At 65.1% G+C, this 17,014-nt stretch carries 16 protein-coding genes and 3 tRNA genes; 4 read left to right on the top strand and 15 right to left on the bottom strand.

What is annotated here, in order from left to right; all coding sequences use genetic code 11:
- Positions 1-383: 383 nt before the first annotated feature.
- Complete coding sequence (locus AB4Z48_RS26415; protein WP_441619437.1) at positions 384-1,934, bottom strand: methyl-accepting chemotaxis protein; 1,551 nt, start codon at positions 1,932-1,934, stop codon at positions 384-386.
- A gap of 50 nt (positions 1,935-1,984) precedes the next feature.
- On the opposite strand from AB4Z48_RS26415, the gene AB4Z48_RS26410 reads away from it, so the two are divergent.
- Positions 1,985-2,173, top strand: a complete 189-nt coding sequence (locus tag AB4Z48_RS26410) for a hypothetical protein (protein WP_441619435.1) — start codon at positions 1,985-1,987, stop codon at positions 2,171-2,173.
- A 784-nt stretch (positions 2,174-2,957) separates the two neighbouring features.
- A complete protein-coding gene (locus tag AB4Z48_RS26405) occupies positions 2,958-3,275 on the top strand; it encodes a hypothetical protein (protein WP_441619433.1) in 318 nt (105 codons plus the stop codon).
- 140 nt (positions 3,276-3,415) lie between these two features.
- Here AB4Z48_RS26405 and AB4Z48_RS26400 read toward each other — a convergent pair.
- The 5 genes from AB4Z48_RS26400 to uvrC form a co-directional block, all read right to left on the bottom strand.
- A tRNA-Cys gene (locus AB4Z48_RS26400) sits at positions 3,416-3,489 on the bottom strand.
- A gap of 108 nt (positions 3,490-3,597) precedes the next feature.
- Positions 3,598-3,673: transfer RNA gene (locus tag AB4Z48_RS26395), tRNA-Gly, on the bottom strand.
- Between the two features lie 78 nt (positions 3,674-3,751).
- A tRNA-Gly gene (locus AB4Z48_RS26390) sits at positions 3,752-3,827 on the bottom strand.
- Between the two features lie 166 nt (positions 3,828-3,993).
- Positions 3,994-4,596, bottom strand: coding sequence for a CDP-diacylglycerol--glycerol-3-phosphate 3-phosphatidyltransferase (gene pgsA / locus AB4Z48_RS26385; RefSeq protein WP_441619431.1), 603 nt, complete (start codon positions 4,594-4,596; stop codon positions 3,994-3,996).
- A gap of 104 nt (positions 4,597-4,700) precedes the next feature.
- The gene (uvrC, locus tag AB4Z48_RS26380) at positions 4,701-6,737 is read right to left on the bottom strand and encodes an excinuclease ABC subunit UvrC (protein ID WP_441619429.1); all 2,037 of its coding nucleotides are present in this window, start codon (positions 6,735-6,737) and stop codon (positions 4,701-4,703) included.
- A gap of 113 nt (positions 6,738-6,850) precedes the next feature.
- Between uvrC and earP the strand changes: the two genes are divergently transcribed.
- Together earP and efp are read left to right on the top strand one after the other, a co-directional pair.
- Positions 6,851-8,053 (top strand): elongation factor P maturation arginine rhamnosyltransferase EarP, encoded by a 1,203-nt coding sequence (gene earP, locus AB4Z48_RS26375; protein WP_441619427.1) that lies wholly within the window; start codon positions 6,851-6,853, stop codon positions 8,051-8,053.
- Between the two features lie 191 nt (positions 8,054-8,244).
- Positions 8,245-8,805: an elongation factor P gene (gene efp, locus AB4Z48_RS26370; RefSeq protein WP_441619425.1), complete on the top strand. Its 561-nt coding sequence runs from the start codon at positions 8,245-8,247 to the stop codon at positions 8,803-8,805.
- A gap of 118 nt (positions 8,806-8,923) precedes the next feature.
- Here efp and nagZ read toward each other — a convergent pair whose 3' ends face one another.
- From nagZ to lepA, 9 genes are all read right to left on the bottom strand, one after another.
- Entirely contained in the window at positions 8,924-9,973 is a 1,050-nt protein-coding gene (nagZ, locus tag AB4Z48_RS26365; protein ID WP_441619423.1) for a beta-N-acetylhexosaminidase, read from the bottom strand.
- Between the two features lie 5 nt (positions 9,974-9,978).
- A complete protein-coding gene (gene acpS / locus AB4Z48_RS26360; protein ID WP_441619421.1) occupies positions 9,979-10,419 on the bottom strand; it encodes a holo-ACP synthase in 441 nt (146 codons plus the stop codon).
- On the bottom strand, positions 10,416-11,198 hold the full coding sequence (gene pdxJ / locus AB4Z48_RS26355; protein WP_441619419.1) for a pyridoxine 5'-phosphate synthase: 783 nt from the start codon (positions 11,196-11,198) through the stop codon (positions 10,416-10,418). Before pdxJ ends, acpS begins: the two co-directional genes overlap by 4 nt.
- A 10-nt stretch (positions 11,199-11,208) precedes the next feature.
- On the bottom strand, positions 11,209-12,087 hold the full coding sequence (gene recO / locus AB4Z48_RS26350) for a DNA repair protein RecO (RefSeq protein WP_441619417.1): 879 nt from the start codon (positions 12,085-12,087) through the stop codon (positions 11,209-11,211).
- Positions 12,080-13,015 (bottom strand): GTPase Era, encoded by a 936-nt coding sequence (gene era, locus AB4Z48_RS26345; RefSeq protein WP_441619415.1) that lies wholly within the window; start codon positions 13,013-13,015, stop codon positions 12,080-12,082. The genes recO and era overlap by 8 nt, the downstream gene beginning before the upstream one ends.
- The gene (gene rnc / locus AB4Z48_RS26340; protein ID WP_020205117.1) at positions 13,012-13,782 is read right to left on the bottom strand and encodes a ribonuclease III; all 771 of its coding nucleotides are present in this window, start codon (positions 13,780-13,782) and stop codon (positions 13,012-13,014) included. Before rnc ends, era begins: the two co-directional genes overlap by 4 nt.
- A gap of 1 nt (position 13,783) precedes the next feature.
- Complete coding sequence (locus AB4Z48_RS26335) at positions 13,784-14,107, bottom strand: DUF4845 domain-containing protein (RefSeq protein WP_441619413.1); 324 nt, start codon at positions 14,105-14,107, stop codon at positions 13,784-13,786.
- 131 nt (positions 14,108-14,238) lie between these two features.
- Positions 14,239-15,138: a signal peptidase I gene (gene lepB / locus AB4Z48_RS26330; RefSeq protein WP_441619411.1), complete on the bottom strand. Its 900-nt coding sequence runs from the start codon at positions 15,136-15,138 to the stop codon at positions 14,239-14,241.
- Positions 15,139-15,214: 76 nt separating this feature from the next.
- Positions 15,215-17,008: a translation elongation factor 4 gene (gene lepA, locus AB4Z48_RS26325; RefSeq protein ID WP_441619409.1), complete on the bottom strand. Its 1,794-nt coding sequence runs from the start codon at positions 17,006-17,008 to the stop codon at positions 15,215-15,217.
- Between the last annotated feature and the right edge of the window lie 6 nt (positions 17,009-17,014).

The raw sequence follows: 17,014 nt of genomic DNA, 5'->3' as shown, positions 1-17,014 counted from the left end.
GTGCCGGGAAGGCATTGACTGGACGGCCCGCCCGCCCCCGCACGGTGCAAATGCCGGGGACCACAAGGCATCCCCGCGCACCGCGGCGTGCGACGCCGGGAGGGCCAGGGAGATACCACGCTGATCGGGGAGAACGGGAACGGAAGTCTTGCAGCAGCCCTCGGGCGCAACGCGGCGCGGTCCATGCGGACGACATGGGCGCGCGCTCCAGGTCGGATAGCCCCTGAACGCCCTGTGAAGACTACGACATGCAATGTAACACGATCATCCGCGCGTCAAAGCGCGGAATCGCCAGGCAATGTGCCCCTATAAGCGCCGAGGCTGGCACTGTGATGCGGATCTGGCCGCGCGCAGCGGCCATGCACGGGACGGGCCGGCCGCGGCTAGGCAGCCGCTGGCGACAGCCGGAAAGTCGCCACCGTATCGCGCAGCCTGTGCGACTGCTCTTCAAGCGATTGCGCGGCCGCTGCGGCCTCTTCCACCAGTGCCGCGTTCTGTTGCGTCACCTCGTCCATCTGCCCGACCGCCTGGTTGACCTGCTCGATACCCGTGCTCTGCTCCCGCGAAGCGGCGGCGATTTCGCTGATGATGTCCGATACGCGCCGCACGGCCTGGCGCAGATCCGTCATGGTCCTGCCGGCGTCCTCGGCCTGCGACGAGCCCTTGCGCACGGTGTCCACCGAGGTATCGATGAGATCCTTGATTTCCCTCGCGGCGCTCGAAGAACGCTGGGCCAGGCTACGCACCTCGCCGGCCACCACCGCGAAGCCCCGCCCCTGTTCGCCGGCACGCGCCGCCTCCACCGCGGCATTGAGCGCCAGGATATTGGTCTGGAAGGCAATGCCTTCGATCAAGTTCGTGATCTCGGCAATGCGGGCGGAACTGGTGCTGATGGCACCCATGGTGTCCACCATCTGCTGCACCGCCGTGGCGCCATGCTCCGCGACGTCTGCGGCGTTATCCGCCAGCCCGCTGGCCTGGCGCGCGTTGTCGGCGTTCTGTCGCACGGTCGCGGTCAGCTGCTCCATGCTGGCTGCGGACTGCTCCAGCGAAGCGGCCTGTTGCTCGGTGCGCGAGGACAAATCCGCGTTGCCGGCCGCAATCTGCTGTGCGGCCGTGCTGACCGAGTCGGTCGACATGCGCACCGCGCGCAGCGCCGATGCGACCCGCTCGATCAGATGGTTGAAAGCCACCGCGGTACGCCCGATCTCATCCTTGTGCCGCACCAGGGCCCGGCGGTCGAGATCAAGCGAATCGCTGACATAGCGCAGGGTTTCTTCGATCTCGGCCAGGCTGCCATGGATGCGCCGATAGAGCGAATAACCCATCGCCACGCAGGTCGCGAAGGCAAGGGCGATGATGACCGAGAACATCTTCAGCGCCGCCTCGTAGGCAGCGCCATTGCGCGCGACCACCTCCTCGCCCAGGCCGGCGTTGTAGGCAACGTGTTCGTTGATGGCGGCGCGCAGCTCCACCGCCGCGTCGTACAGCGAGCCGCCCATCAGCATGCCTAGCGCAGTCGCGCTATCGCCGGCAGCGAACCGCTCCAGGAAGCGCTCGCGCTCGGCGCGGTAGCGTTTGGCCGCGGCACGGTCCGCCTCGAGCAGTTTGCGATCGGCGTCACCGGACAGGATGCTGCGCTGATAGTAGGCGAGCTTCTCATCGAAGCTCTTGTCGGCCGCCGCCAGCGCCGCGAGCGCCTCTGCGCGGCCCGCGTCGGTTGGCGACAAGGGATAGAGATAGGTAGCGAGCCGCATGCTGCTGACGGTGTCCCGAAGGTCGCTCAGCGTGCGCACGCTGGCCAGGGTGTTGTCATTGAAATAGGAAAACCGCTCCTGCGCCGAGCGCAATTGCCAGATGCCGTCGAGCCCTACGGCGAGCATGGCGAACAGGAGCAGCGACAAGGTGGCGAGCAGGCGTTGAGTGATATTCATGGCGCATATTCCGGCGCCGCAGGCGCGAACGCCGATCCTCCAGATGGACAATGAAAGGGAACACCCGCGAGCGTGCGCAGGCGCGGCGCGTGCCGCCCCACCCGTTCCCGCAGGCCCAGGACTTCTGCTTGCAAAGCGCGCTTCCGACATCTCCGGATTTGGTGAGCCGTCTTTTGAATGGCTCCTCCTGCCTTTACGGCAAGGAGAGAAAAGCACTGAAGGGTTTTATGGATAAATAGTGAAATTGAACGACAAAGATAGGAGTAATCCGATTTTTTGACGAAGATAGAAAACAGATCACCCCGCGGCAGCAGGACCCCGACGCCCCGGGCAGGGGTCGATTCAGGAATGGCCGAGACTGCCCCCACCCGCGGCGGCAAGGACCGCGCCCGCGCTTGCGGGAGGGCGCGACCACGATCGGGCGCGTCCGCGCCCTGACTTCATCCACCCGGATACGCCCACCACCATCAGTCATGAGGCTGACTGCATGCATGTCGAAGGTCCGGTACGGTGCGCCACGCCACAAATCCGTGAAACTTCTGGTGGATAGCCTGCCCGTCGGCGCTTGCTTAGTCTTACTGGACCCGACCACTGAGGAACGCCATGTCGATCTCACTCACCCTCCGCCCAGTGTCCGTCGCGCGCTTCAGCCTTACTGCGTTGGCACTTGGACTTGCGCTCGGCGCCCAAGCCCAGACCCAAGCTCAGACCCAAGCTCAAGCCCCGGCCGAGATGCCAGCCGTGGCTACCGCGCAAGCGGATGCCTCGATCAAACCGGGAACACAGGTGGAGGTGGCTCCCGTAGCCGTGCAGTCCGAGACCTCGCCGTCGCGGCCGCAATCGATTACTGCTCCGGCCGAGGTGTTTGCTCCGCCACTGGCCATCCCCCGGGCTGCACTTCCGCCGGCGGAACCAGCCCAGGCACAGGCCGAGGCCCCGCAATCACCGCCTGCGGCCGCCGTTGCGGATACGCCTGCCCCGACGATGCCACGCCCGCCATTGATGGCGACGAGATCGCAACCGATGACACCGCGAACGGTGGGCGGTGTCACCTATATCTGCGGTGGCTCGGATAGCGAGGAGAACGAGCAGTTGACGCGCCTGGAGGAGCAGTACAACCTCGGCGTGGTCTTTACCGAGGGCCCGAATGGCGTATCCGCGACGGACGTGGATGTACGACTGCGCCGGCATGGCAGGGTGCTGGCATCCATCCCGGCGACAGGCCCGCGCTGCCTATTCAAGCTGCCGCCCGCAGACTACCGCGTGGAGGCCACTTACAAGGAACGCATGCAATACGTGATCGTGGAGACCGGGTCCATGGGGACAGGCTTGCGCTGGTAATCGCGTCCTGCCCTGATGCATATCGGGGATGTGGAGGACATGGCGGACATGGCAAGCAAGGATGGCCGGCATTGCGCACAACACCGGCGCCGGAAAGCAAAAAGCGCCACCGGCTAGGGTGGCGCTTTTTGCTTGAATCCTGGAGGCGGGGGTCGGAATCGAACCGGCGTACACGGCTTTGCAGGCCGCTGCATGACCACTCTGCCACCCCGCCGGGTGACTTGCTGCTGGATTGTAGCCGCAATCGCCCGACCCTGCCGGGGCCGCGCCTTGCGCACCATCATCACAAACAAAAAGGGAAGCGGCGCTTCCCTTTGGGATTTGGAGCGGGAGACGAGTCTCGAACTCGCGACCTCAACCTTGGCAAGGTTGCGCTCTACCAACTGAGCTACTCCCGCATTACATACCGCATAACTACTAAAAGTCGACCCGGATAATACACGGCATCGGCCGTCACCATCGAATCTGGCAAAAACTGGAGCGGGAGACGAGTCTCGAACTCGCGACCTCAACCTTGGCAAGGTTGCGCTCTACCAACTGAGCTACTCCCGCATGTTCCTGCTGACTTCTGAGCTAAAACGCAACTTCTGACCCGATATTGCTGCCATCTCGATGCGTTCTTGCTGCATTTCGCTTCGTTCGGTTTGTTTCGTCAGAAGCGAGAACAGGATTATTGCAAACCGGAACACCCTCGTCAAGCATATTTTTCACCGAGCCATTATTTTTGTGCGGTGGCTTCTCCGCCCAGCCGGCTACGCTCCCGGATCTGCGGCCAGGCGAGCTTCATGTAATAGAACATCGACCACAGCGTCAGCACGGCGGCCACATAGATCATCCACGTACCGAGCACCGAGGCGTCGACGATGCCGAGCAGGCTGTCATTGAACAACAGCAAGGGGATGGCGATCATCTGGAAAGTCGTCTTGAGCTTGCCGAGGAAATTGACGGCCACGCTCTTGGAAGCGCCGATCTGCGCCATCCATTCGCGCAGGGCCGAAATGGTGATCTCGCGGCCGATGATCACCAGTGCGATCAGGTCGGCGACGCGGCCCAGCGCCAGCAGCGAGAGCAGTGCCGCCGCCACCATCAGCTTGTCGGCCACCGGGTCGAGGAAGGCGCCGAATGACGAAGTCTGGTTCCAGCGCCGGGCAAGGAAGCCGTCCAGCCAGTCGGTGACCGCCGCCACGATGAAGAAACCGGCGGCCGTCATGTTCTTGGCGTGCATCGGGAGCCACGCCTCGGGCAGGTAGTACACCCCCACCACGAGAGGAATCATGGCAACGCGGAGCCAGGTCAGCAAGATCGGAATATTCAGCGGCATTGGGGGCTCGAAACGAGACAACGGCGATGGGTAACTCCGCGATTGTCGCCTATTTCAACGCCAGCCGAGCATTTCGCGCCGCGCGCGGCGCGCGCGGGTCCGAATCAATGCAGCTGGCGGTAGATTTCCTCGGCCAGCGCATGCGAGATGCCGTCGACACTCGCGATCTCGTCGATGCTGGCTGCCATGACCCCGCGCAAGCCGCCGAAGCGGGTCAGCAGCTTCTGCCTGCGACGCGCCCCGACGCCTTCGATCTCCTCCAGCCGCGAGGTGGTGCGCGCCTTGGCGCGGCGCGCGCGCATGCCGGTAATGGCGAAGCGGTGCGCCTCGTCGCGTATCTGCGCGACCAGCATCAGCGCCGCGCTGCCCTGCCCCAGTTCCAGCGACGGCCGTCCGTCGGCGAACACCAGCGTCTCCAGCCCGACCTTGCGGCCCTCGCCCTTGGCAACGCCGACCAGCAGGCCGATATCGAGACCAAGCTCCTCGAACACCTGGCGCGCCACTTCGACCTGGCCCTTGCCGCCGTCGATCAGCACCACGCTGGGCACCAGCGCACCGGCGGCATCGCCCTGGCCGCCATCGACACCGGCCTCGCGCGCCTGCTCCAGCATCTCCACCAGTTTCTGGTAGCGGCGCGTAAGCACCTGGCGCATGGCGGCATAGTCGTCGCCCGGCGTGATGTCCTGGATGTTGTAGCGGCGATATTCCGCGTTCTGCATCTCGTGATGATGGAACACCACGCAGGATGCCTGCGTGGCTTCGCCGGCGGTATGGCTGATGTCGAAGCACTCCACGCGCAGCAGCGCCAGGTCTTCCATGTCGAGAGCGATGGTCTCGGCCAGCGCGCGCGTGCGGGCTTGCTGGCTGCCCTGCTCGGCAAGCCGGCGCGACAGCGCCAGGGCGGCGCCCTGCTGCGCCATCTCGAGCCAGGCGCGGCGCTGCCCCTGCGGCTGGCGCACCAGCGTGACCTTGCGCCCGGCCTGCATCGACAGGGCCTGCAGCAGCGCCCTGTCCGGCGGCAGGTGGCTCACTACCAGGATCGGCGGCACGGCCTGGTCGAGGTAATGCTGGGCCATGAAGGCAGACAACACTTCGGCGGCGATGCGCTCCGCCGCGATGCCTGCGGGGGCCTCGGCGCCTGCCTCGCTGCCGGCACCGGCCTCGGCGTCCTCATCCTCGACGATCATCGCGCCTTCTTCCACGTGCGCAGGGAAATAGGCCTTGTCGCCGAGATGCCGGCCACCGCGCACCATCGCCAGGTTGACGCAGGCACGGCCGCCTTCCACGGCTACCGCCAGCACATCGATATCGCTGGCCTGGCCGACTTCCTCCACCGCCTGGCGCTTGAGCACCGTGGACAGCGCACCGATCTGGTCGCGCACCGCCGCCGCCTGCTCGAACTCGAGCCGCCCGGCATGCTCTTCCATCTTGGCCTGCAGGCCTTCCAGCACCTCGCTCTGGCGGCCCTGCAGGAAGCGCGCCGCATTGCTGACGTCACGCGCATAGTCTTGCTCGCTGATGGCGTTGACGCAGGGCGCGGTGCAGCGGTGGATCTGGTGCAGCAGGCAGGGCCGCGTGCGGTTGGTGAAGACAGTGTCCTCGCAGGTGCGCAACTGGAACACGCGCTGCAGGATCTGCATGCTCTCGCGCACCGCATGCGCGCTCGGGAACGGCCCGAAGTACTGGTGCTTGCGATCCGTCGCGCCGCGGTAGTAGGCCATGCGCGGAAAGCGGTGGCTGGTCAGCTTGACGAAGGGATAGGATTTGTCGTCGCGGAACAGGATGTTGTAGCGCGGCGCCAGTGCCTTGATCAGATTGTTTTCCAGCAGCAGCGCCTCGGCCTCGGTGCGCACCACGGTGGTCTCGATGCGCACGATCTTGGCCACCATCAGGGCGATGCGCGGCGACGGCAGGTTCTTGTTGAAGTAGCTCGAGACACGCTTCTTCAGGTCGCGCGCCTTGCCGACGTAGAGCACATTGCCCTGCGCATCGAAGTAGCGATAGACCCCCGGCAGGCCGGGCAGCTGCGCGATCGCCGCCTTGGGATCGAACTGTGGCTCGGGCGCGGCCGCGTGGCCGGGCTCGGCAGCCGCCGGGGCGGGCGTGCCTGGATTCTGGATTTCGGGTTCCGGCAGGGACATCGGGTGGGAATCGACCGTGTGGAAGCGGCCGGTCAGCGCACGGCCGGCAGGCGACGGCGCGACAGGCTCTAAAATCGCAAGTTTAGAGCAATTCCTTGTCGCCTCACGCCGCCATGACCACCCGCCCCGACCGCACCGTCCGCTCATGGGACATCTTCTGCACCGTCATCGACAACTTCGGCGATATCGGTGTCTGCTGGCGGCTGGCGCGCCAGCTTGCGCAGGAGCACGGCCACGCCGTGCGGCTGTGGGTGGACGACCTGCATAGCTTCGCGCGGCTGGCGCCGGGCCTCGACGTGAACGCCGGACAGCAGGAACTGGCCGGCGTGACGATCCGCCCATGGCGGCGGCCCGACCAGGAGAGCGGGCAGGACAGCGCCGCGCGCTTCGCCGGCGTCGTGCCGCACGACGCGGTGATCGAATCGTTCGCATGCGACCTGCCGGCGACATTTCTTGGCGCCATGGCTGCGCGCATGCCCAGGCCGGCCTGGATCAACCTCGAATACCTGAGCGCCGAGACATGGGTGCGGGAGCACCATCGCATGAGCTCGCCCCATCCGCGCCTGCCGCTGGTGAAGTATTTTTTCTTCCCGGGCTTCGAGCCCGGCACCGGCGGGCTGTTGCGCGAGTCCATGCTTGGCACGCAGCGCGAGCATCTGCGCGCCGCGCCTGCCGCCCAGGCCGCGCTGTGGCACCGGCTTGGCACGCGCCCCATCGACGGCGCGCTCAAGGTCAGCCTGTTCGCCTACCCCAACGCGGCCCTGCCGTCGTTGCTGGCGCAGTGGCGCGACGGCGCGGAGCCGGTGCAGTGCCTGGTGCCGGCCGGCCTCGCCGCCGAGCAGGCGAGCGCCTGGTTCGGCACGCCCGGTGCCAGGCCGGGCGACACCTTTTCCACCGGCAACCTGACGGCCCACGTGGTGCCGTTTGTGCGCCAGGAGCACTACGACGAGCTCCTGTGGCTGTGCGATGTCAACTTCGTGCGCGGCGAGGATTCCTTTGTCCGCGCGCAATGGGCGGGCCAACCGCTGGTCTGGCATATCTACCCGCAGGAAGACGCGGCGCACCTGGTCAAGCTGAATGCCTTTCTCGACCTCTTCACGCAACGGCTCGAGCGTGCCGGCAACGGGGCGGCGGCAGCGGCGTTCGCGGCGTTCTGGCGCGCATGGAATGCGCCTGGCGATTCACTCGACTGGCCAGCATTTCGCCTGCATTTGCCGGTGCTGCGCGAGGCGACCGAGCAATGGCAGCGCAGCCTGCAGCACCTCGGCGATCTGGCGGCAAATCTCGTGGGCTTCTGCGAAAATCAGGTAAAATAATCGGTTGATTTGATGGCGACCGGCCGGAAAACGGGGGAACGCGCAGAAGATGACAGTGGCACCCGCCACCGCATCGGCAGCGGAACCTGGGCGTACTGGACGGGCCGCGTGCGCACGGCCACCGCCGTGCGCTGGCAGCGCGCCTTCGCCACACCGAATTCCGAGACAATTTTTTCAGGAAAACAGTTCAGATGAAAACCGCACAAGAACTCCGCGTCGGCAACGTATTCATGATCGGCACCGACCCGATGGTCGTGCAGAAGGCCGAGTACAACAAGTCGGGCCGCAACTCCGCCGTGGTCAAGATGAAGTACAAGAATCTGCTGACCGAAGCCCCGGGCGAGTCCGTCTTCAAGGCCGACGACAAGTTCGAAGTCGTGATGCTGGATCGCCGCGAATGCACCTACTCGTACTTCGCCGACCCGATGTACGTGTTCATGGACACCGAATTCAACCAGTACGAAGTCGAGCAGGACAGCATGGGCGACTCGCTGAACTACCTCGAAGACGGCATGAACGTCGAAGTGGTGTTCTACAACGACAAGGCCATCTCGGTGGAAATGCCCACCACGCTGGTGCGCGAGATCATCTACACGGAACCGGCCGTCAAGGGCGACACCTCGTCGGGCAAGGTGCTCAAGGGCGCCAAGATCAACACCGGCTTCGAGCTGCAAGTGCCGCTGTTCTGCAACATCGGCGACAAGATCGAAATCGACACCCGTACCGGCGAATACCGCAGCCGCGCAAACTAAGCGCAGCTGGTTCGCCGCTGCCCTCGCGGGCAGCGCAACGGCAAAAAAGGGCAGCCTCGGCTGCCCTTTTTGTTTCCCCGCACCGCAGCGCGGCTACCCGCCCGCGGCTTGCGGGTCGTCACGCGATCAGGCCGTGCCCTTTCAGCTCGCGCACGGCGACGGCGTAGTCGGGATCCTGCATCAGCTTGTTCCACGGCAGTGGCTTGCGGCGGCCAAACAGCTTGCGGATACGGCGCTGCGACGCCTTGCCGGCATCGACGTCGAGTTCGTTGAGCAACTGGTCGGCGCGCTCCGGATGATTGCAGATCAGCACCATATCGCAACCGGCAGCGAGTGCCGCGCGCGCGGCCTCGGTAACCGTGCCCGCAACGCTGGCGCCCTCCATGCTCAGGTCATCGCTGAAGATGACGCCCTCGAAACCAAGCTGGGTCCGCAGCACGTCCTGCAGCCAGTAGCGCGAGAAGCCCGCCGGGTTCGGATCGACCTTCGGATAGATGACGTGCGCCGGCATCACCGACGACAGCGTCATGCCCATCCACTCGTAGGGACGCGCATCCTGCGCGAGGATCTCGTCGAGGCTGCGCTCGTCCACCGGCACCGCCACGTGCGAGTCCGCGGCGACAAAGCCGTGGCCGGGGAAATGCTTGCCACAGTTCGCCATGCCGGCGAGCAGCAGGCCGTGGGTCAGGTGGTTGGCCAGCATGGTCACCACGCGCGGATCGGCGTGGAAGGCCCGGTCGCCGATCACGGCGCTGCGGCCATAGTCCAGGTCCAGCACCGGCGTGAAGCTCAGGTCGATATCGCAAGCGCGCAACTCGGCCGCCAGCACGTAGCCGCAATGCACGGCAGCCTTGGTCGCGGCAAGCACGTCGCGGTCCCACAGCTCGCCCAGGCGACCCATGGCCGGCAGGTGCGTGAAGCCGTCGGTCCTGGCGCGCTGCACGCGGCCGCCTTCGTGATCGATGCAGATCAGCACGTCCTCGCGCACGGCACGGATCTCATGCGTCAGCGCCTGCAGCTGCGCACGCGACTCGAAGTTGCGCGCGAACAGGATCACGCCGCCGGTGAGCGGATGGGAGATGCGGCGGGTGTCTTCGGCATCGAGGTGCTTGCCCTTGACATCGAGTACGACGGGGCCCGGCCGCTTGCCGGAAATCTTCTTGATCATTGGGATTATTCGCTAGGCTGGGAAGCGAGCGGCAGCGCGCCGGGAGCGCCGGCGCCACCAAGCTCTGCGATCGCAAAGGCGACCGCGTATTCGTGTTCGTCGCTGACACTGACCCGCACCGTCACGCCGCGTTCCCGCAGCCAGGCATCCAGTTCGCCATGGCAGTGCGGATACGGCTCGCCGGACGGCAGGTTCAGCAGCTCCATCGCGCGCCACGTCATCGGCCAGCGCATGCCCAGCCCGATGGCCTTGGAAAAGGCCTCCTTGGCGGCAAAGCGCGTGGACAGGAAGGCGAGGCCGCGCTTCTCCGAACGCGCGCGGCGCGCATGGTATTTCTGCAGTTCCTGCGGCCCGAGCACCTTCTCGGCAAAGCGCCCGCGCGTGCGCTCCATCACGCCTTGCACGCGGTTGATCTGGATGATGTCGGTGCCGATGCCGTAGATCACGCTGCTGCGTCCGGGCGCGGATAGGTGGTGCCGAGGCGCGCAGCGACCATGATGGCCTTCATCTCGCGCACGGCGTTCTGCCAGCCGACGAAGACCGCATGCGCGACGATGGCGTGGCCGATATTGAGTTCCTTGATGCCGTGCATGGCGGCGACCGGCTGCACGTTGGTGTAGTGCAGGCCGTGGCCGGCATTGACCACCAGGCCAAGCCGCACGCCGGTATCGACGCCTTCGGCCACACGCTGCAGTTCCGTGGCCTGCTCGGCCGGCGTGTGCGCATCGGCATAGCGCCCGGTGTGCAACTCCACCACCGGCGCGCCGCAAGCGGCGGCCGCTTCGATCTGCTCGGCCTGCGCATCGATGAACAGCGACACGCGGATGCCCGCGTCGGCCAGTTGGCGGCAGGCTGCCTTGACCTGCTCGAAGCGCCCCGCCACATCGAGCCCGCCCTCGGTGGTGACCTCCTCGCGCCGCTCGGGCACGAGGCAGACATCCTGCGGCCGGATCGCGCAGGCGATGTCGAGCATCTCCTGGGTGATCGCGCACTCCAGGTTCATGCGCGTGGCCAGTAGCGGGCGCAGCGCGTGCACGTCGGCATCGCGGATATGGCGACGGTCTTCGCGCAGGTGCAGCGTGATCAGGTCGGCGCCGGCCTGCTCGGCCTGCAGCGCGGCCTGGATGGGATCGGGATAGACCGTGCCGCGCGCGTTGCGCAGCGTGGCCACGTGGTCGATGTTGACGCCAAGGTCGATGACGCCGGGATGCGCGTGGAAAATCATGCGGACGGACTCAGAGATAGTGCAGGTCGATCAGGATCTGGCGCGTCTTCAGCGGCGCGCCTTGCAGATAATAATGCAGCAGGAAGCGCATCAGCGCACGGCTTTGCGTCACCGTCTGCGCCCGGCGGTAGTCGTCCTGCGACATATCGAGCAGCGTCTGCCCGGAAACCACCGGCCAGGACGACGGATCGCTGGGCTGTGCGCGGCGCACGCCGCGCTCCGGCTGGTACACGTAGTCCAGCCCGGGCTCCACCGCCTCGCCAGAATTCGCGCATTGGTCGAAGGCCACGGCAAAGCCGGTCTCCTGCAGCAGCACGCGCTCGAAGCCGCGCAGCACCAGGCCGGCCTGCTCGCCGTGCGCGAGCCGCGTGAGCGTGGCCATGTACTGGCGGAACAGCGCCACGTGGGCGTCTTCGCGCGGGCAGAAACGCAGCAGCAGTTCGTTGAGATAGAAACCCGAGAGCAAGGCGTCGCTGGCCAGCGGCAGCATGCCGCCGACCCACTCAGCGCGTGTCAGCGTCTTGACCTCGCCGCGCCCGCTCCATGACAGCGAGATCGGCTGGAAATGCTGGAGCACCGGGCGCAGCGCCGAATGCGGGCGCTTGGCGCCCTTGGCGACCATGGCCATGCGCCCGTGGTCACGCGTGAACACGTCGAGGATCAGGCTGGTTTCGCGGTAAGGCCAGGCGTGCAGTACGAAGCCCGGCTGGTTGGCTACGCGCAACTCGGTGCGCGCCGGGACGATGCGCAGCGCGCGGTCCATCATGGCGCGCTGCTCGGCCACCGCCATGCCGGGCACGGCCTGGCTGCCCAGCAGCTCGGCGGCTTCTTCCGCCACCGGATCGACGCGGCGGGCCTTCAGTGCAGGCCCGCCCGCTCTGTCATTCATAGCCGTAGGCGCGCAATCCAGCTTCGTTGTCGGCCCAGCCGCTCTTCACCTTGATGAACATTTCCAGGTAGACCTTGCCGTCGAACAGCTTTTCCATGTCGATGCGGGCTTCGGTGGAAATGGTCTTGAGCTTGGCGCCCTTGTTGCCGATGATCATGGCCTTGTGGCCATCGCGCTCGACCAGGATGGTGGCGAAGATGCGCCGCAGCCTGCCTTCGGTCTCGAACTTCTCGATGACGACCGTGCTGGTGTACGGCAGTTCGTCGCCGGTCCAGCGGAACACCTTCTCGCGGATGATTTCCGAGGCCATGAAGCGCTCGCTGCGATCGGTCATGGAATCGGCGTCGTACATCGGCTCGCCCTCCGGCAGGTAGGGCCGGATGATGGCGAGCAGGCGGTCGATGTGGTCTTGCGTCTTGGCCGACATCGGCACCACTTCCGTGAACTGGAACTGATGCCCCATCTTCTCGAGGAAGGGCATCATCACCTCAGCCCGGTCCGCGCCGAGGCGGTCCAGCTTGTTGGTGATGAGCAGCACCGGCACCTTCTTGGGCAGCAGGGACAGCACCTTCTCGTCATCGGGGCCGTAGTGGCCAGCCTCGACCACGAACAGCACCAGGTCCACGCTCGACAGCGTGGACGTCACCGCACGGTTCAGCGAACGGTTCAGCGCGCTGGCGTGCCGCGTCTGGAAACCCGGCGTGTCGACGAAGACGTACTGCGCGTCATCCGTGGTCTGGATGCCGACGATGCGGTGGCGCGTGGTCTGCGCCTTGCGCGAAGTGATGCTGACCTTCTGTCCGACCAGCGCATTCATCAGTGTGGACTTGCCGACGTTGGGACGCCCGACAATGGCCACGGTGCCGCAGCGGAACGCAGCGGTTGGGGTACCCGCGGCGTCTGGCCGCGGATCGGTAGATTCGGTCATTCCTTCAACCTGAGAGACAACTGGGGATCGGGTGGCACCGGCTGCTTGCGCGTCTTGCCGGTGCGCTCGGCCCGGCTGCGCTTGAGCAGCTGGGGCACGAGCTTCTGCACCTCGTCGAGCGCCAGCTTGGCGGCAGCCTGTTCGGCCGCGCGGCGCGACGCGCCGGTACCGAACACCCGCACTTCCAGTTTAGGCACGGTGCACTCGACTTCAAACTGCTGGTTATGCGCGGCGCCGTGGGTGGCGATCACGTTATATTGCGGCAGGGCGATCTTGTGGCCTTGCAGGTACTCCTGCAACAGCGTCTTGGCATCCTTGCCCAGCGTGCGCGGATCGACCTGCTCGAGAATCGGGATATACAACTTGCGGATCAGGGTGCGTGCGCCCTCGAAACCGGCATCGAGGAACACGGCACCGACGATCGCTTCCAGTGCATCGGCAAGGATCGAGGGACGGCGGAAGCCGCCGCTCTTGAGTTCGCCCTCGCCCAGGCGCAGCGCCTCGGACAGCTGGAGCATCTGCGCGATCTCGTACAGCGCCTGCTGCTTGACCAGGTTGGCCCGCACGCGGGACAGATCGCCCTCGTCGAGCTTGCTGAACATGCCGTACAGCATATCGGCCACGGCGCAGTTGAGCACCGAATCGCCCAGGAACTCAAGGCGTTCGTTGTGCAAGGCACTGTGGCTGCGGTGCGTCAGCGCCTGCTGCAGCAATTCTGGCTTGCTGAAGCGGTAGCCGAGGCGTTGCTGTAAGGCGTCGAGGTTCATGTCAGTACTGCGTTCCCGAGTAGGTAATCAAAAGGCTCAGCGGGCCGTATAGCGGCACCTCGTTGCGGTAGGAAAATCCCACCGAGCGGATCGTGCCGTTGTCATCCTCGTGGATATCCAGATCGTCGCTGCGCACGGCGGTAATACGGTCGATCTGCGCCTGCTTACTGAAATAGTCGGCAATTTCGCGCTTGTTGGATGCCTGCTGCTTGGCATAACTGACCGCGCGTTTGACCGAGAAATACTCCAGCAGGCTCGGTATCGCCCTGACCGCCGGGATCACCACGCCCCCAACGACCAGGATAACGACGAGCAAGCTGCCCATCGAGAAGCCGCGCCGCCTGTCATTCCCCGCCAGGCGCGCCCGCCCCCCGACTGCACCAACTACCTGACCCGATCGACCCATAATGCGCTTTCCCTCGCTTGACTGGAGTGGTTATTCGCGCCGCGGGGATGCTACTTGAACGATCCCACGCGTCCGATATTGCCGAGGTTCATCCAGATCAGGAACGCCTTGCCGACGATATTCTGATCGGGCACGAAGCCCCAGTAACGTGAATCCAGGCTGTTGTCGCGATTGTCGCCCATCACGAAATAGTGACCCTGCGGTACCTTGCAGGTCAGCCCCTGCTGATTGTAAGTGCAGTTCTCGTGGAACGGAAAATCCGGATCGGCGCCGGAGACGAAGGCGGGACGATCCGTGTCGTTCAGGATACCGTGCACGGGGCCGTCCGGCAGTTTCTCCTGGAAGTGCTTGGAGTACGACAAGCGCTCCTCGTCGAGGTAGTCCGGCAGCGCGCTGTATTCGGCCGGCTTGCCGTTGATGGTCAGGCGCTTGTTCTGGTAGCTCACCACGTCGCCCGGCACGCCGATCACACGCTTGATGTAGTCGAGCGACTGGTCCTTCGGGTAGCGGAATACCATCACGTCGCCGCGCTGGGGCTCACCCACCGCCATGATCTTCTTGTTCACCACCGGCAGACGGATGCCGTAGTCGTACTTGTTGACCAGGATGAAGTCGCCGATCAGCAAGGTCGGGATCATCGAGCCGGACGGGATCTTGAAGGGCTCGACCACGAACGATCGCAGCACGAACACGGCCAGGATCACCGGGAAGAAGCTCGCCGAATACTCCAGCCACCAGGGCTGGCGCAGCTTTTCCTCCGCCAGGCGGCTGCGCGATGTATCGATCTCGCCGACGCCGTAGCGGCCCTGCAGGTCAGTCCTGCGCGCATCGAACTCGGCCAGCGCGGCCTGGGCGGACACCCGCCGCTGCTTCTCGAACACCAGCTTGTCGGCCATCCAGGCAACGCCCGTGATGACCACCAGCACAAAAAGAATCAGTGCAAAATTCATGACGGCTAGATCTTGGTGATGTTTTGTTAGAGTCTGCTTCGCCAACGGCCGGGCCGACCGGCCCCGCCGCTTTCTTTTATTTGTCGCTCACCTGCAGGATCGCCAGGAATGCTTCCTGGGGAATCTCCACCGTGCCCACCTGCTTCATGCGCTTCTTGCCCGCCTTCTGCTTCTCGAGCAGCTTCTTCTTGCGCGAGATATCGCCGCCGTAGCACTTGGCCAGCACGTTCTTGCGCAGCGCCTTGACGTTCTCGCGCGCGATGATGTTCGCGCCGATGGTGGCCTGGATGGCCACGTCGTACATCTGGCGCGGGATGATCTCGCGCATCTTAGAGACGACCTCGCGGCCGCGGTACTGCGAGTTGCTCCGGTGCACGATCACCGACAGCGCATCGACCTTGTCGCCATTGATCAGGATGTCGACCTTGACCACGTCGGCGGCACGGTACTCCTTGAACTCGTAGTCCATCGAGGCGTAGCCGCGCGACACCGACTTGAGCCGGTCGAAGAAGTCCATGACGATTTCCGCCATGGGGATCTCGTACGTGAGCTGCACCTGCTTGCCGTGGTAGCTCATGTTGATCTGCGTGCCGCGCTTCTGCGTGCACAGCGTGATCACCGAGCCCACGTAATCCTGCGGCATGTACAGATTGACCGTGACGATCGGCTCGAGGATGTTCTCGATGCGGCTCGGGTCCGGCATCTTGGCCGGGTTTTCCACCGTCAGCATGGTGCCGTCGCGCATCTGGACCTGGTACACCACCGTCGGCGCGGTGGTGATCAGGTCCATGTCGAATTCGCGCTCCAGGCGCTCCTGCACGATCTCCATGTGCAGCAGGCCGAGGAAGCCGCAGCGGAAGCCGAAGCCCAGCGCCTGCGACACTTCGGGCTCGTACTGCAGCGACGCGTCGTTGAGCTTGAGCTTCTCCAGCGATTCGCGCAGCGCTTCGTACTGGTTGGATTCGACCGGGTACAGGCCGGCGAACACCTGCGGCTTGACTTCCTTGAAGCCCGGCAGCGGCGCGGTGGCCTTGCGCGCCATGGTGGTGATGGTATCGCCCACCTTGGCGGCCTTCAGTTCCTTGATGCCGGCGATGACGAAACCCACCTGCCCCGCCGTCAGCGACTCGCGCTGCAGCGACTTGGGCGAGAACACGCCGACCTGCTCGACCAGGTGCTGCGAGCCAGTGGCCATCAGCAGCACCTTGTCCTTGGGCTTGAGGACGCCGTTGACCACGCGCACCAGCATCACCACGCCGACGTAGTTGTCAAACCACGAGTCGATGATCAGCGCCTGCAGCGGCGCGTCCACGTCGCCCTTGGGGGCGGGCACGCGCGCGATCATGGCCTCGATCACGTCCTCCACCCCGACCCCGGTCTTGGCCGAGCACGGCGTGGCATCCTGCGCATCGATCCCGATCACTTCCTCGATCTCGCGGATGGCGTTTTCCGGATCGGCCTGCGGCAGGTCGATCTTGTTGAGCACCGGCACCACTTCCACGCCGAGTTCGATCGCCGTGTAGCAGTTGGCGACAGTCTGCGCTTCCACGCCCTGCGAGGCGTCCACCACCAGCAGCGCGCCTTCGCAGGCGGACAGCGAGCGGCTGACTTCATAGCTGAAGTCGACGTGTCCCGGCGTGTCGATCAGGTTCAGGTTGTAGACCTTGCCGTCGCGCGCCTTGTAGCTCAGCGCCGCGGTCTGGGCCTTGATGGTAATGCCGCGCTCCTTCTCGATGTCCATCGAGTCGAGCACTTGCGCTTCCATCTCGCGATCGGACAGGCCCCCGCAGAGTTGGATGATGCGGTCGGCCAGGGTCGATTTGCCGTGGTCGATGTGAGCGATGATCGAGAAGTTGCGGATATGGTCCATCTGATG

The organism is Cupriavidus sp. 2TAF22, assembly GCF_052115045.1.
Lineage (GTDB): Bacteria > Pseudomonadota > Gammaproteobacteria > Burkholderiales > Burkholderiaceae > Cupriavidus.
The sequence above is the reverse complement of the archived record's forward strand: the minus strand, read 5'-3'. Positions and strand labels throughout refer to the sequence as shown.

Bases quoted from the DNA above. Each gene is read 5' to 3' on its own strand.
- AB4Z48_RS26415 (WP_441619437.1), bottom strand. From the start codon at position 1,934: ATGAATATCACTCAACGCCTGCTCGCCACCTTGTCGCTGCTCCTGTTC.
- recO (WP_441619417.1), bottom strand. From the start codon at position 12,087: ATGAATGACAGAGCGGGCGGGCCTGCACTGAAGGCCCGCCGCGTCGAT.
- efp (WP_441619425.1), top strand. From the start codon at position 8,245: ATGAAAACCGCACAAGAACTCCGCGTCGGCAACGTATTCATGATCGGC.
- lepA (WP_441619409.1), bottom strand. From the start codon at position 17,008: ATGGACCATATCCGCAACTTCTCGATCATCGCTCACATCGACCACGGC.
- AB4Z48_RS26335 (WP_441619413.1), bottom strand. From the start codon at position 14,107: ATGGGCAGCTTGCTCGTCGTTATCCTGGTCGTTGGGGGCGTGGTGATC.
- uvrC (WP_441619429.1), bottom strand. From the start codon at position 6,737: ATGTCCCTGCCGGAACCCGAAATCCAGAATCCAGGCACGCCCGCCCCG.
- lepB (WP_441619411.1), bottom strand. From the start codon at position 15,138: ATGAATTTTGCACTGATTCTTTTTGTGCTGGTGGTCATCACGGGCGTT.
- rnc (WP_020205117.1), bottom strand. From the start codon at position 13,782: ATGAACCTCGACGCCTTACAGCAACGCCTCGGCTACCGCTTCAGCAAG.
- nagZ (WP_441619423.1), bottom strand. From the start codon at position 9,973: ATGATCAAGAAGATTTCCGGCAAGCGGCCGGGCCCCGTCGTACTCGAT.
- pdxJ (WP_441619419.1), bottom strand. From the start codon at position 11,198: ATGATTTTCCACGCGCATCCCGGCGTCATCGACCTTGGCGTCAACATC.
- earP (WP_441619427.1), top strand. From the start codon at position 6,851: ATGACCACCCGCCCCGACCGCACCGTCCGCTCATGGGACATCTTCTGC.
- AB4Z48_RS26405 (WP_441619433.1), top strand. From the start codon at position 2,958: ATGACACCGCGAACGGTGGGCGGTGTCACCTATATCTGCGGTGGCTCG.
- era (WP_441619415.1), bottom strand. From the start codon at position 13,015: ATGACCGAATCTACCGATCCGCGGCCAGACGCCGCGGGTACCCCAACC.
- AB4Z48_RS26410 (WP_441619435.1), top strand. From the start codon at position 1,985: ATGAAAGGGAACACCCGCGAGCGTGCGCAGGCGCGGCGCGTGCCGCCC.
- pgsA (WP_441619431.1), bottom strand. From the start codon at position 4,596: ATGCCGCTGAATATTCCGATCTTGCTGACCTGGCTCCGCGTTGCCATG.